This is a genomic window from Alkalihalophilus sp. As8PL (assembly GCF_040939795.1).
Lineage (GTDB): Bacteria > Bacillota > Bacilli > Bacillales > Bacillaceae_D > Alkalihalophilus > Alkalihalophilus lindianensis.
Genome location: NZ_CP162551.1, coordinates 3063899 through 3078063, shown reverse-complemented (window position 1 = coordinate 3078063; position 14165 = coordinate 3063899). Strand labels below are relative to the sequence as shown.

Annotated in this window: 15 protein-coding genes; 9 read left to right on the top strand and 6 right to left on the bottom strand. The window is 38.2% G+C overall.

Annotation, left to right across the window (positions count from 1 at the left end; translation table 11 throughout):
* The first annotated feature begins 82 nt into the window (after positions 1-82).
* From AB3N04_RS16920 to AB3N04_RS16910, 3 genes are all read left to right on the top strand, one after another.
* Positions 83-2443 carry an ATP-dependent helicase gene (locus AB3N04_RS16920; protein ID WP_368503821.1) on the top strand — a complete coding sequence of 787 codons (2361 nt, stop codon included), beginning with the start codon at positions 83-85 and terminating at the stop codon, positions 2441-2443.
* Positions 2440-3084, top strand: a complete 645-nt coding sequence (locus AB3N04_RS16915; protein ID WP_368503820.1) for an HD domain-containing protein — start codon at positions 2440-2442, stop codon at positions 3082-3084. Before AB3N04_RS16920 ends, AB3N04_RS16915 begins: the two co-directional genes overlap by 4 nt.
* A gap of 129 nt (positions 3085-3213) precedes the next feature.
* Positions 3214-3714, top strand: coding sequence for a hypothetical protein (locus AB3N04_RS16910; RefSeq protein WP_368503819.1), 501 nt, complete (start codon positions 3214-3216; stop codon positions 3712-3714).
* 56 nt (positions 3715-3770) lie between these two features.
* Here the strand turns inward: AB3N04_RS16910 and AB3N04_RS16905 are convergent, their stop codons facing one another.
* Positions 3771-3905, bottom strand: a complete 135-nt coding sequence (locus AB3N04_RS16905) for a hypothetical protein (protein ID WP_368503818.1) — start codon at positions 3903-3905, stop codon at positions 3771-3773.
* Positions 3906-4133: 228 nt separating this feature from the next.
* Here AB3N04_RS16905 and AB3N04_RS16900 point away from each other — a divergent pair, with 228 nt between their 5' ends.
* Positions 4134-4781: a hypothetical protein gene (locus tag AB3N04_RS16900; protein WP_368503817.1), complete on the top strand. Its 648-nt coding sequence runs from the start codon at positions 4134-4136 to the stop codon at positions 4779-4781.
* 116 nt (positions 4782-4897) lie between these two features.
* A complete protein-coding gene (locus AB3N04_RS16895; protein ID WP_368503816.1) occupies positions 4898-5602 on the top strand; it encodes a hypothetical protein in 705 nt (234 codons plus the stop codon).
* A gap of 54 nt (positions 5603-5656) precedes the next feature.
* Here the strand turns inward: AB3N04_RS16895 and AB3N04_RS16890 are convergent, their stop codons facing one another.
* The gene (locus AB3N04_RS16890; protein ID WP_368503815.1) at positions 5657-6019 is read right to left on the bottom strand and encodes a DUF1360 domain-containing protein; all 363 of its coding nucleotides are present in this window, start codon (positions 6017-6019) and stop codon (positions 5657-5659) included.
* 158 nt (positions 6020-6177) lie between these two features.
* Between AB3N04_RS16890 and AB3N04_RS16885 the strand changes: the two genes are divergently transcribed.
* Positions 6178-6606, top strand: a complete 429-nt coding sequence (locus tag AB3N04_RS16885; protein ID WP_368503814.1) for a hypothetical protein — start codon at positions 6178-6180, stop codon at positions 6604-6606.
* 43 nt (positions 6607-6649) lie between these two features.
* On the opposite strand, the gene fabI is transcribed toward AB3N04_RS16885, so the two are convergent.
* Complete coding sequence (gene fabI, locus AB3N04_RS16880; RefSeq protein ID WP_368503813.1) at positions 6650-7429, bottom strand: enoyl-ACP reductase FabI; 780 nt, start codon at positions 7427-7429, stop codon at positions 6650-6652.
* A 497-nt stretch (positions 7430-7926) separates the two neighbouring features.
* Here fabI and AB3N04_RS16875 point away from each other — a divergent pair, with 497 nt between their 5' ends.
* Positions 7927-8748, top strand: coding sequence for a DUF4397 domain-containing protein (locus AB3N04_RS16875; protein WP_368503812.1), 822 nt, complete (start codon positions 7927-7929; stop codon positions 8746-8748).
* Entirely contained in the window at positions 8699-9367 is a 669-nt protein-coding gene (locus AB3N04_RS16870; protein ID WP_368503811.1) for a class F sortase, read from the top strand. The genes AB3N04_RS16875 and AB3N04_RS16870 overlap by 50 nt, the downstream gene beginning before the upstream one ends.
* A gap of 51 nt (positions 9368-9418) precedes the next feature.
* Here the strand turns inward: AB3N04_RS16870 and AB3N04_RS16865 are convergent, their stop codons facing one another.
* Positions 9419-11482, bottom strand: a complete 2064-nt coding sequence (locus AB3N04_RS16865) for a cation:proton antiporter (RefSeq protein ID WP_368503810.1) — start codon at positions 11480-11482, stop codon at positions 9419-9421.
* A gap of 200 nt (positions 11483-11682) precedes the next feature.
* Here AB3N04_RS16865 and prpE point away from each other — a divergent pair, with 200 nt between their 5' ends.
* Positions 11683-12420: a bis(5'-nucleosyl)-tetraphosphatase PrpE gene (gene prpE / locus AB3N04_RS16860; protein ID WP_368503809.1), complete on the top strand. Its 738-nt coding sequence runs from the start codon at positions 11683-11685 to the stop codon at positions 12418-12420.
* Positions 12421-12466: 46 nt separating this feature from the next.
* Here the strand turns inward: prpE and AB3N04_RS16855 are convergent, their stop codons facing one another.
* Positions 12467-13378, bottom strand: a complete 912-nt coding sequence (locus AB3N04_RS16855) for an RluA family pseudouridine synthase (RefSeq protein ID WP_368503808.1) — start codon at positions 13376-13378, stop codon at positions 12467-12469.
* The gene (locus AB3N04_RS16850; RefSeq protein WP_368503807.1) at positions 13371-14165 is read right to left on the bottom strand and encodes an NAD kinase; all 795 of its coding nucleotides are present in this window, start codon (positions 14163-14165) and stop codon (positions 13371-13373) included. The genes AB3N04_RS16855 and AB3N04_RS16850 overlap by 8 nt, the downstream gene beginning before the upstream one ends.

Genomic DNA, 14165 nt, shown 5'->3' with positions numbered 1-14165 from the left:
TAGCCCACCTTTAGCATGAAATCTGCTAGGATAGAAAGGTATTTTAATTCGTTTATGATTTTTAAAGTTAGGAGGCTCCCACTTGAAAACAGCTTTATATAAACAAAAAATTATTCACATTCCATCACTTGACAGAAGTGAATGGCAACAATTTCATAATGCTAGTATTCGTCAAGAGACAACTTGTATGCATTGTGGTGAGCCAATGCGATTTCATATAGGGATCTATGATGCTCCATCATTCATACATCCAACCACTTCTCTTGATTGTCAAAAAGAAGTTCTAGCCTATGAAGAAAGCTTGAAAAAAAAACTGATCCCACCAAAGGAGCTATCTGTTGCAACTAATACAAATGGCTTTAGTATGCCAAAAAGAAGATTGATTTCTACATCTGAAACACAAGCTGATGACCCGTGGCGTGGCCCTGAAAACATAAAAGCGATACCTCCTTTCCCTCTTACTAAAAAGGGAAAAAGTGAATCGTTGACCGGCTACCGAGCTTCTTTAAAAGAGCAGGATATATTATTAGATGATCAACAATGGCAGGCTGCTACTACTACGGAAGGTCCATTGTTAATTTTAGCGGGAGCTGGAAGTGGGAAGACACGTGTCTTAACAACAAGAGCAGCATATATGCTCACTGAGAAAGATTATTCACCAAAAGAAATGATTTTAGTTACCTTTACTGCCAAAGCTGCAAAGGAAATGAAAGTGCGGATGACAATCTATCCGGGTCTAAATCAACAAATGTTGCAACAATTGGTCGTAGGAACCTTCCACAGCATCTTCTATAGAATGCTCATGCATCATAGTCCGGAACAATGGAATAGTACCCACTTATTAAAATGGGATTGGCAACGAGACCAAATGCTAAAAGAAGCGGGACGCGAAATTCATTTAGATGAAAAAGAATTTGCTTACGATCAAGCCCTGACTCAAATAAGTTGGTGGAAAAACCATATGCAAAACCCAAGCCAAATCAAACCTCAAGACATTTGGGAAGAGCGTGCAGCCTATTTGTATAAACGTTATGAAGAAATGAGACAAAGAAAAGGATTGTTTGATTTTGATGATATGTTAATCGGTTGTTACGATCTTTTGAGCACTAATCAAAAGCTTTTAGAACGATACCAAGAACGTTTTTCATATGTTTCAATCGATGAATTTCAAGATATAAATAAGGTTCAAGTTGAACTTATCAGCCTACTTACAAATCCATCTAAAAACCTTTGTGTAGTTGGGGATGATGATCAATCGATTTATGCTTTTCGCGGCAGCGACCCTGATTATATCCTTTCATTTACTTCTTCCTACCCAGAGGCAAAAGTAGTCATCCTTGATCAGAATTATCGTTCTAATCACCCAATCGTCCAAGCTGCAAATAATGTGATTGCAACGAACCGGAATCGTTTTAACAAACAATTATTTGCTCAATATACAGAGGAACTTCCACCTATACTCTTTTATCCTTATGATGAAGAGGAAGAAGCAACGATGATCGTCAATGATATTAAGAGCCGAATAGAAAAAGGGGAAAACCCTAACGATTTTGCAATACTATTCCGCACGAATGTAACCTCACGTGCTTTATTTGAGCGCATGGTTACATCAAGTATCCCTTTTTCAATTGAAAATGATGGCGATTCTTTTTATCGCAGAAAAACGGTTCGTAAAGTGCTTGCCTACCTCCGCCTTAGTTTAAATCCAGATAATGGACAAGCAATCCAAGACCTAATTGGTGCGCTATTTTTGAAGCAACAGGTGTTACAAGACTTAAAAGCATTAACAATTACAGAAGACTGTACATTTGTTGAAGCTCTTACCCATTTAAGTGGGCTACAGTCCTTTCAACAGAAGAAATTACAAAAGCTTCCGGATCAATTTAGACAAATCAAAAAGAAAACGCCTGAAGATGCCATCAGTTTTATTGAACAGGAAATGGGATTAAAAGATTATCTTAAGAAACAAGGAAACGAAGGAAATAAGCTAGAACGCGGTTCAGACGATGTACGCGACTTAAAAGTTTCAGCAAGACAACACACTACGATCGAATCGTTTCTTGAGCATGTTGACCATATGATTGCGAAACAAGAAGAAGCAAAGAAGCAACCTGTAAATAGTGAAGCTGTTCAACTTTTAACCATTCACCGAGCCAAAGGATTAGAGTACAAACATGTCTATATACTTGGAGCAGTTGAGGGGTCGCTCCCACATGATTATGCCTTAGATGCTTGGCGTGAGGGAGATGATAAACCACTAGAAGAAGAAAGACGATTGATGTATGTGGCGATGACAAGAGCTGAAACCTCACTATCCATCTCAGTCCCTACGATGAGACGGGGAAAACGAGCACATCCTTCGCGATTTGTCCGTGAAGTGAATCGTTTAGCTCAAACACAGCAAAAAAAGAGAAGTGCTACGTTATCAGGAGGGTTACGATGAAACATCAAGGTATTATAGAAGCAACCACCCAATGGGTGAGGGAACAATTATGGAATGAGCATACAGGTCATGATTGGCATCACATAGAACGCGTTACTAAAACAGCAAAAGCATTGGCCCTAAAAGAGCACGCTGACCTTGTCGTTGTTACCCTTTCTGCCCTTGTTCACGATTTGGCAGATGATAAAGTGGTAGAAAATGAAGAGGATGGATTACAGGCTATCAAAGCTTGGTTCAGCGAAAAAAAACTAGATAAAGAGACGATTGATCATATCTTATCTATTATTACTTCCATGTCCTTTAAAGGTGGAAACGGAGAACCGATGGCTACTATTGAAGGTCAAGTTGTTCAAGATGCTGATAGACTTGATGCATTAGGGGCAGTTGGAATTGCACGTACATTTATTTATTCCGGGAGTAAAGGTCAACCGATGTATGATCCCAGCTTACCTACTAGAGAATCAATGACACTAGATGAATACAGAAATGGAAAATCATCTGCCATTCACCATTTTCATGAGAAACTACTAAAGCTAAAGGACTTGATGAACACAGATGCAGGGAGGTCATTAGCCAAAGAGCGCCATCAGTTTATGGAACAGTTTCTCGACCAATTTTACAACGAATGGAACGGCAACTAAGAAGACCAGAGCTTCCTCAATAAAAATGAGGCAGCTCTTTTTTTATACTTTTTTCTAAGCAAAGTTCATAAACAGGGTTCTAAAAGCATATTGTCTTATTAGAGAGCTTGATTACTCGGAGGTGGGATTATGCAAAGACAAAAGCAATTTATTTCTGTATCGAAGCTTACACCTGTTCAATTACAGCAACGATTAATATATACACAATCAGAGTTAGATAAACACAAAAAATTGGTAGAGAAATATCAAAATGACTACCACTATAACTTGATTGATCAGCTTCAAGAAGAGAATCAGTTACTAAAAGAACAAATTGACAAGACTGTAGAGTTAGAAAACAAACATAAAGAGATATGTAGACAATTAGAAAACGTTAAAGAAGAATTGACCCTTCTGAATACTCAATACGAAGAGGCTCAACAAAACTATACTATTGAACGAGCTACACTTGTTGAAAAAATAAAAAGCCTGCAAAAAAACAACTCCCTTCAAGAAGGTCATCGTTTAGAAGAGAATGCAGGAGAGAAAATACCAAATGATCACCCCTCCTCTCCTACAGTCAATGGGTTTGAAACGGAGAGTAGCTGGTTCCACCGCAGTTTGTTAAACCATAAGGACGATGAGGATTAAGGATCAAGAAAAACCGGATGAATTATTATCCGGTTTTTCTTGATATAACTGTTACATTATTTCTTCTTCCCACAACAACCTTTCCCTTTAGTACTTAGAGACTTCTTCGTCGTTTTTTTTCCGAATTCAGCTTTTTTTACTGCCTTTTTTTTTGAATTAAAAGCTGATGTTTGATTAGTGCGCTTTATCATTTTACTCCCTCCTCCCCTTTTACATCACAATATGAAAGAAATCAAAGAAGGTCATCGTGACTTTCTTTTTATTTTTTTCATACTTACAGCACATTCGCCCTTTTCCAAATTAAACCTGAGAAATAAACACCATTTTAGTAGGATGTCATACTATACAGTAGTCTGAAAACCTATTTACAGCCCTTTCTTAAGGGATGTAATGAAGGTGAAAAAATAGGAGGTATAGTGATGAGTCATAATAAAAAGCAAAATGTATGTATTAAAGCCAAAAAAGTTTTTGACTGGGTTATAAGACCTGTCAATGTTACAAAGTCTTATAGCAATAAAGAACTTTGTGGGCTATTTGATGAGGATTTAAATGAATTATGCGCTACTGCAAATGGGTGCGAACCTCATTTCAGGGCAGAATGTAAAGTTTTCGATGTAGATGCAAAAGAAATGAAAAGCGATCGCCAAAAGATTAGAGTAAGAATTAACGGTGAAGATGTAACTCTTCATAAAGTAAAAGTTCTTGTTTCCTTTAAAGTAAAAGTCATTATTTTTGCAGATGGAGATAAATTTAAAACAACGGAGCCAATTGATGTATGTAGTGTTGAAACGTTCTACCTTTGCGCACCAAAAGGTACTTGTGTTGACGCAACGGTTTTAGACGGAGAATGCGAAGCAGAATTCTTCTGCTGTAATGACACCGCTAACCTAACATTAAGTGCTGATTTTTGCTTAGATGTCCAAGTAACAGATTTTGTAAAACTTGAAGTAGAAGCATCGTATTGTAATCCACGGGATGAATTTCCAATATCAGATATGATTACATGCAAACCTGAAAAAGAACCAAAACAATGTCCGGATATATTTCCAGGAAAACATAAACGTTAATCAGAGGAAATCGAAAATCGAGCAAAGGCATCTTAGCTAAATTGCTCGATTTTCTTCTGCTTTTCTAGTTAGCGACATAAGTATAACTAACAATTCGACTAACTAGGAGGATTTTTATGACCAAATCTTCACATTCAAAAAAAGCATCCACTGCAGACATTCAAACCCAACAAAAATTACTTTACTACCGGTCTGAGTTAAGTAAATTAAGAACGACCATTGATAGGCAAGAAAAGAAGATAAAAGAACAAAGTGAATCGATTCACTCATTGATTACCAAGGTACACGAACAACCAGATCAAATAATTCAACCAACAGAAGAAACCATTGAAGATACTGCACTTTTACAATGTGATTGTTACTTTTCATACACATTAGTCATACCAAAACAAGATGATGACGAGCCGATCGCAATGATAGGAGACTTCATCATAAGAAACACCGGTTCAACCCCTGTACATGATCCAGTTATTTGTATTAAATTTAACCATCCTAAACTTGCTAATTTATCAGGTAAGATTAAATACGGGCCGTCAACATTAACTGATCAATATATTGTCACTGATGAAGATCAACAAGAAACATGGGAGTTTGTTGAGGGAACGACTTTAAAAGAAGCTAAAAGAACTGGTCTTTTTAGCTTACAACCAGTAAATCGCCCATCCCTTCTTACAAATGAAACATTATCATTTTCTCATTTCGAAATTCAGATCCCAACAGATATTGACGAATCAGAAGTTATTGTCCAAGGGTATTTGGCATGTAAAGAGTTTCCTGAAGGTGTTGCATCTTTAAATAAGATGATTTGTAACCTGGTATAATTCAATAGTATTAAAATAAGGTAGCCTAAAAGTTAATGAGGCTACCTTACCTGTTTAATGATTTAATCGTTTGATAGCTGTTTCAATAAACGCAGCAACTCCTGCCAGTGCAAAAATATTGACCATTACAACAAATACCAGTGGAAAATAAATAAACCCTACATAAAGGAAGATTGCAGCCCATATACCTGTGCACCAATAGCAACTCAACAAATCCCCAATAAATCTCTGTATCCCTTTTCCTCGACCAGTGAAGTATTGAAAGATTTCTCCATTTTCATCACGCTCTTCTTTTAATTCTTGAAAAGGCTTTCTCATAAATTCAGTGATTTCATCAAAGACGAGTAAATGAGTTAATCTAAATACGGCGAGGGCAAGTAAAATAAATTCATACACAGAGAGACTATATATGGCCAACGTTTTCACTCTCCTTTTCCGTAATCTTCTTACCTTATACATACGCAAAAAGAGCAACTCTGACATTATTTTTCACCTAAGACAAACACCCTTTTTTTTAATTGTCATAGGCTAACCTATAGACTATTGCTTCCCCCTAGCATGAAAGGAGTGTTTTGATGTATTATTACAATCATGATGATGATCATTATCGTCAACAACCATCTGTGCAATTTTTACCACCAAGTGTTATTAGCCAATATGTAAACCAATGGATTACGACAGCTATTCCAGGCTATGGTCAAGTAGTCGCTTATGTTACAGACTTTAATCCACGCAATGGGATGGTATCTATGTTTATTTACCAAGCCCCTTACTATCAGCCTCAATTTATTCAGGTTCATAATAGTGATTTAGTGGGAATTGCTCCTTACTATGGACCAATCCCACCCCGTCCACCTCAACCGGGTCCCGGACCAGGGCCAAGACCACCAAGACCACGTCCTAGACCTCCCTTTTATCCATGGTGGCTCTGGGGAATTGGTTCATCAGGGCCGATCGGCTTTGGAAGTCAACAATTTGGAAGTCAACAACAACCACCTAGGTAAATTAAAAAAGCAAGCATCTCATATGAGATGCTTGCTTTTCCACTTATAGGGATAAAATGTTGTAACCACTATCTACGTGAAGTAATTCTCCTGTAATCCCTCTAGAGAGATCACTCATTAAAAATAGAGCCGTATCCCCTACTTCTTCTTGAGTAGTTGTGCGACGAAGAGGAGCACGCTCTTCAATCTCACGAAGTACATCATTAAATCCACCAATGCCTTTAGCAGCTAAAGTACGGATCGGACCTGCTGAAATCGCATTTACTCTGATGTTTTCTTTTCCTAAATCATTAGCTAAATATTTCACACTTGCATCAAGAGATGCTTTAGCTACACCCATAACGTTGTAATTGCGAACGACTCTCTCTCCACCCAGATACGTTAATGTTACAATGCTGCCTCCTTCTGACATAATGGGACGTGCAGCTTTTGAAACAGCTGTAAGTGAATAAGCACTAATATTTTGTGCTAATAAGAATCCATCACGAGTGGTATTTAAGTATTCTCCTTCTAGTTCATCTTTGTTGGCAAAGGCAATACAGTGAGCAAGACCATGAATCGTTCCCACTTCTTCTTTAATCTCATTGAATGTTTTCTCAATCTCAGAATCATCTGTGATGTCACACGGTAAAATCAAATGGTCCTCACGCTCGAGTGTATCCATTAAACTGCGAACATTCTTTTCAAGCCTTTCGCCTGCATATGTAAAAATTAATCGTGCTCCAGCATTTGCTAATGATTGAGCAATTCCCCAAGCGATACTTCTTTTATTTGCGACACCCATGACAATGTATGTACGATCTTTTAATGAAAGCTGAATCATATAATCTCCTCCGTTATAGGTAGTTATTAGTACCAAGTACTAAATATTATATCATACCTCTCCCCTACTTGGTACCACATTCTATCTCTTTCAACAAATCATTAACTTATCCCTTCTTTGTCTCTATATTTCGTAGGATAAACTCACAATTAGGACACTCAAATATCACATTCTGGTTCGATTGAGCAGTTAGTAAATGTCTTATTTCCTTGCTCTTATGACACTTAGGACAAATAATTAACGGTTCCATAAAAATCCCTCCTTATCCTATAATATGCCCCTATAAAATCAGATTAACATTAAGGACTTTTTAACTATTTTAAGAAAATTAAAGACTCAATGTTTTGACAAAAGGATTAAAGGGGATATAAACTTTAATTGTACATTAGTTAAACAAAACTTAAACAAAAGCGTTAAGGAGGTGACTATCTTTTTTTCGGCCCGTTTCAAATCAATGGATTCATACCAAAAATAATCATAAACGAGGAGATGAAGTTATGTTGAGAAAAGGTTTTATTCTTTCATTAGTTGGAGCATTAACATTATCATTTGGAGCGACAGGATTTGCGGCAGATCATTCGGAGGAAGCTGCGAAAGTACGTGTTGTTCATGCTTCACCAGATGCACCTGCAGTTGATGTAGTTGTAAATGGGGATGTAGTCGTTGAAGGCGCTGACTTCAAAGCAGCTACAGATTATATGCACCTTCCTCAAGGAGATCACGACGTTGAGATTTTTGCAGAGGGTACAATGGATGAAGGCGAACCTGTTTTATCTGCATCTCTTTCAGTAGAGGGCGGGGAAGCTTATACAGTCGCTGCTATTAATACAGTTGAAAACTTAGAATTAGCAGTCGTTAATGATGAACAAATGACTTCAGAAGGACAAACAAAAGTACGTGTTGGTCACTTTTCTCCAGACGCTCCTAATGTGGATGTTGCAATAGCTGGTGGAGAAGTCCTTTTCGATGATGCTCCTTTTAAAGCGGTAACTGATTATTTAGAAACATCACCAGGAACACTTGATCTCGAGGTTCGTGTTGCTGGTACAGAAGATGTGGTTTTAGAATTACCAAATACTGAGTTACAAGCAGATATGTTATACAGTGTATTTGCAGTAGGTTTTGCAGACGGTGAGCCCGGATTAGATGTCATTATGTTAAGTGATATGTCTCATGATGCAATGCCTTCTGAAATGCCTGCAACTGGTATGGGTGGTTCCTCTACCACAACTAGCATCTTACCTATCCTATTTGCTGGAGCATTAGCATTTGGGGCAGCTCTATTCTTTCTTAACTTTCGTCGTAAACAAGAAGCTTAATTCTCTCTTATCAATCTTACTAACTCTATTTATTTTGGTGGGTTGCACACCAGATAATAGCTTCTCAGAAGTACAAGAGGAACCTGAAATAATCGAAATGAAAGATTCCTCATTAGATGAAGTTATCATCCAATCAAACCAGCAAGATGTTACTTCTAGCACACAAATCAATTCATCATTAATTCCCACTCATATCTCAATTCCTAAAATTGAGGTAGAGGCACCTATATCTGAAATGGGTTTAAATGAGAAACATCAAATGGATGTACCTGAAGATCCATTTGAAGTCGGTTGGTTTAATCGTGGTACCAAGCCAGGTAATCAGGGACATGCTGTATTAGCAGGACATGTTGATAGCCGAACTGGCCCTGCTATCTTCTTTGACCTAGACGAACTTTCTATAGGAGACCACGTTGAATTGAGTGGAGCGAACGGTGAACAATTGACTTTTTCCGTCATAAATACGGCCGTCTACCCTTATGACGATGCTCCGATTGAGGCTATTTTCGGTTACACTTCGGCTAAACGGATCAATTTAATTACTTGTACTGGTGAGTTTGACAGAGTTGAACGGACTCACAGAGAACGGCTTGTCGTAACAGCAGAATTAATAAATTGAAAAAGAGTAAGGGCTGCATTAAAGCATCCCTTACTCTTTTTTTTACTGTCATTATTCTTCGTATGATTTATTAGATAATACTGTACGGGGCACATCAGTCCCTCTTGAACCACGGAGGTCAACGGGTTCTTTATCAGGTGGATAAATCATAATGAAGCTCTCAGGCTTTGCAACAGCTAAAATTCTAGGTAAACGCTCTAACTGAGGATGCCATGCAAGTGACCCTCTTCTAGCACTCAAAACAGCTACAAGATCATCTTTTCTTAAAATCGGCATAAAGGAACGATGCAACTCATTCCAAGATGGAACTCCTACTACTTGAGTTTGAACATCTGGCTTAACTTTTTCAAACATCGATTCATAACTATCGATCGTATCATGAATGACATAAACTGTGAGAGTTGCCCCTATCTGACTAGCCAATTGCTTCGCTGTTCGAATCGATTCATAGGCTGCTCTTTTATGGTCAAAACCTGAAGGGATAATAACAACTAGCCTCTTCGTCGTGTTCAAAGGATGCCCTAATTTAGAAACTAAGATCATCTGATTTGTTCGCTCTAATAATTGATCCAAAATACTACCAAATATCCTTTGTGGTGTAGAAAGTTTTCCATTCCATCCAATCACCGCTGTAGTAATGCGTGATTCTTGCATTGCACGAATCATACCTGATGAAATATTAGGGTCAACTCTTGTCAGCATTTGGATGGGAACCTCTGCACCAGCCGCATAACTCACTGCTTTTCCTAATGTTTTTTCCGCTTCTACAATCTTTTCCGGCGCTTCTTCTCCTTGACCCTGCGCAACAGATAAGGTGTATAACGGTTCCTGCGAAGTACCACGAATAATAAAAGCAAGCTCTAATAAAGACTCCATTGTTTTCGGATTGGCAACAGGAACTAATACTCTTTGCGGTGCTAATGACGGCTCATACGGACGTTGCTCTTCTTTTAACGCAATTTTCCGAGCATAGATCTCAACCATATAAGGACCAATCATACATGTAACAAGTATCATGACAATAACGGCATTTACAGTTGCCTGATTAAATAACCCTAGATCATAGCCTACAAGGGTAGCAGCTAAAGTAGCAGCAGCTTGAGGAATCGATAATCCAAACATAAGCTTAATTTCATCGGATGAATAACGATAAAGTTTCCCAGCAATCCAAGCAGCCAAGAATTTCCCTCCAATAACCAATGTGACAACAACTGCGGCCATTAGCCAAGCCGAGGGATCAGATAAAAGTACTCGTATGTCCATTAACATTCCAACCGATAATAAAAAGAACGGAATAAATAATGCATTCCCAACAAATTTTATACGGTTCATTAATGTTCCTTGCTCAGAAATAAATCGATTTAATGCAAGTCCGGCTAAAAACGCACCAATAATTGGTTCAAGACCAGCAATTGTTGCAAAGTAAGCAGATACAAAAAGGACGGTCATCACAAAGATAAACTCAAGGGCTCCTTCACTACTTAAAGTACGAAAGAAAAATTTTGCAACGATTGGAACTAAAATGAGCACTGCGGCTACATAAAGAGCTAAAGATATGAGCAGGATAAACCAGAAATTAGCTGTTAGTTCTCCTTGTGTTGCTCCTGCTACGACTGCGAGAACAAGAAGAGCTAACGTATCAGTCATAATTGTCCCACCTACAGTAGTGGTAACAGACTTATTTTTAGTAATACCGATACGGCTCGCAATCGGATAAGCGAGCAATGTATGAGAGCCGAGTAAGGACCCAAGCAAAATCGCTGCAGCAACCGAATATCCAAGTAAATATACAACGAACGTACCGAGAATAAAAGGGATCGTAAATGACATCGTCCCAAAGGTTAAGCTTCTCGTACGGTATTTCTTAAATCCATCCAAATCAATTTCAAGTCCAGCTATAAAAATGATATAAAGTAAACCAACCGTTCCTAATAACACAATCGTCGGATCACGATCTAACATGCCTAATCCATTAGGTCCGATAATAACACCTGATAAGATTAAACCAATAATACCGGGAATACGAAGCTTTGCCATGATTAAAGGAGCAATTAAGAATATGACCATGGCTATTGCAAATATAAGGACGGGATTCGTCACGGGTTGTTCAAACAAAATAAGCACACCTTTTAATCAATTTTAGTATCTTTATCATCTTAAAGAAACAAGAGAACAACTGTCAACGAGCAAGCTAAATGAATACCCTTACAATTTAACCTTTTTATACATGTAGTATATCCTTATCTCTCTAGGAAGGATTTATGCTAAAATACTTTCATTGTCATAAAAATCGGCACTTAATTGGAGTGATAGTAATGAAAATTGATTGTATAGGTGATGTACACGGATGTTATGATGAGTTAATTTCGCTCCTTTCTCAATTAGGTTATATAAAAACAAGTACGAGTTATTCACACCCTGAAGGAAGAAAAATTGCTTTTGTTGGAGATTTAACGGATCGAGGGCCTCATTCGATAGATGTCATCAAACTTGTTTACAGCCTAGTACAGGATCAAAAAGCGTATTATGTACCAGGGAATCATTGTGATAAGTTATATCGTTATTTTCTTGGGCGTAAAGTACAGCAAAAGCATGGCTTAGAAACAACCGTTGCTGAACTAGAAGCTTTACCTAAAAACGAATTTAATAAGATTCGCACTCAATTTATATCATTAATAGAAGAATCTCCTCTTTATCACGTTTTGGACGGAGGAAAGCTTGTGATTGCTCATGCTGGTATTCAAGCAAAGGATATAGGAGATATCAATAAACGTATTAAGTCATTTGTTCTGTACGGTGATATTACAGGGGAACAAAACCCTGATGGTACACCGATTAGAAGAGACTGGGCAAAGCATTACGACGGAGAAGCACTAGTTGTGTATGGGCATACCCCAGTTAAGGAGCCTAGATTTATTCATCAGACGGTAAACATCGATACAGGTTGTGTATTCGGAGGGAAATTAACTAGTTTAAGATACCCTGAGCTTGAGACCTTTCAAGTTTCTTCTTCCCTTCCCTATATACCAGAGAAATTTCGTTCTTTTGAGTAAGGTGTATTGAATGTCCTGAACCTAGACTACAGTAAAGAAGCAGCCACTATTGTAAGCAGGCTGCTTCTTTTACCATCTTTATATCTTGTGGAAGAGGACAGACAAAAACGTGCTTATCTCCAGTAAAAGGGTGAATTAATTCTAACCGTGCACAATGTAGTGCCTGTCTATTCAATAGAACAGTTTCACCACCATATAGATCATCACCAACTAATGGGTGATGAAGATGAGCAAAATGGACACGAATCTGATGTGTTCTACCTGTTTGCAAATCGACCTCTACCTCTGAGAAGTGTTCATTACTCGCTATCACTTTATAGTGGGTAATGGCCACTTGACCATATGGAGTGACCATCCTCTCGATAATGCTTGTGGGCTTTCTTCCAATAGGTGCATAGATGGTACCAGTTGAAGGCTGTACACAACCTTCAACAATCGCTCTATAAAACCGTTTTAACTTCCCCGCTTTTTGCGCTTTTGCTAACTGATCATGAGCAAACCCATGCTTAGCGACAACGAGCAATCCTGAAGTATCACGATCTAATCGATTTACTGCATGAAATGTCGAAGAGATATTCCCCTTATGATAATACCCCATTACTGCATTAGCTAATGTGCCTGATGGATGCTGCCGCGATGGGATCGTTGGCATGCCAGGAGGTTTATTAATTACTAACATATGGTCGTCTTCAAATAAAATATCAAAAGGGATGACTTCTTCCTTAAGCGACTCACTCTTCTTTTCTTCGGGCAAATGAATCTCTACCTCATCATCTGTACACACAGTCGTTCTAACCGTTACTTCTTCTCCATTTAGAAAAATGAATCCACCTTTAAATTTAATGTCAGCTAACGTTTTTTTTGAAAGTCCTTTAACCTCTCTTAAAAAACAACGCAGTAACATCCCATCCTCTTTTTGAGACACAGACCACTTTATTTTGACTTGCTTGTTACTCACCGATAAAGGACTCCTTTACTCGTTTCCAAAAAGGAAATGGTCTAAATCTCGCAAAACGAATCTTTTCTTCAGCGACACGACATTGAATCGACTTTACTGTTTTATGATCAAGTGTATAGTGATCAATTGTCACCTGAACATCAACATCATTAAGTGGTTTTAATAAACAGGTATGGTGCTGTGGTAAAACGAGAGGAGATCCTACTGTACGATACACTCGGTTATTAATGGAAGCCATCTCTGCAATTTGGATCGATGCAAGTGAAGGGTGTAAAATAGCCCCTCCAAGAGCTTTGTTATATGCTGTACTTCCTGAAGGTGTAGAAATGCATAATCCATCTCCTCTAAACACTTCAAACGTATCGCCTTTTATTTCAACGTTACTTACAAGCGACCCCTCTAAACTCTTTACCGTACATTCATTCAAAGCCAAGTGACGCTCAGACTTGCTTTCTCCCTTATGCCTTATCACCACTTCGAGTAGAGGGTATTCAACTATTTGGTAAGGAGTTTTCGCAATATGAATAACTAACTTTTCGACTTCATCAGGAACCCAGTCTGCATAAAAACCTAGATGCCCTGTATGAATGCCGACAAATGCTGTATCTTCAAGACGCTCACTGTAATCATGAAAGGCTTGAAGTAATGTACCGTCTCCACCCACCGTCACCACCATCTCGGGAGATTCTTCATCGTACATTAACCCAAAGTCTAGCAAGTAACGTTTAATGCGCTGTTGCAAAGTATTTGATAGATCATCTCCACGCGATGTGACAGTAAATTTCAT

Excerpts from the sequence above, each read along its gene's own strand:
- AB3N04_RS16915 (WP_368503820.1), top strand. The coding sequence starts at position 2,440 with ATGAAACATCAAGGTATTATAGAAGCAACCACCCAATGGGTGAGGGAA.
- AB3N04_RS16910 (WP_368503819.1), top strand. The coding sequence starts at position 3,214 with ATGCAAAGACAAAAGCAATTTATTTCTGTATCGAAGCTTACACCTGTT.
- AB3N04_RS16905 (WP_368503818.1), bottom strand. The coding sequence starts at position 3,905 with ATGATAAAGCGCACTAATCAAACATCAGCTTTTAATTCAAAAAAAAAG.
- AB3N04_RS16900 (WP_368503817.1), top strand. The coding sequence starts at position 4,134 with ATGAGTCATAATAAAAAGCAAAATGTATGTATTAAAGCCAAAAAAGTT.
- AB3N04_RS16895 (WP_368503816.1), top strand. The coding sequence starts at position 4,898 with ATGACCAAATCTTCACATTCAAAAAAAGCATCCACTGCAGACATTCAA.
- AB3N04_RS16885 (WP_368503814.1), top strand. The coding sequence starts at position 6,178 with ATGTATTATTACAATCATGATGATGATCATTATCGTCAACAACCATCT.
- fabI (WP_368503813.1), bottom strand. The coding sequence starts at position 7,429 with ATGATTCAGCTTTCATTAAAAGATCGTACATACATTGTCATGGGTGTC.
- AB3N04_RS16875 (WP_368503812.1), top strand. The coding sequence starts at position 7,927 with ATGTTGAGAAAAGGTTTTATTCTTTCATTAGTTGGAGCATTAACATTA.
- prpE (WP_368503809.1), top strand. The coding sequence starts at position 11,683 with ATGAAAATTGATTGTATAGGTGATGTACACGGATGTTATGATGAGTTA.
- AB3N04_RS16850 (WP_368503807.1), bottom strand. The coding sequence starts at position 14,165 with ATGAAATTTACTGTCACATCGCGTGGAGATGATCTATCAAATACTTTG.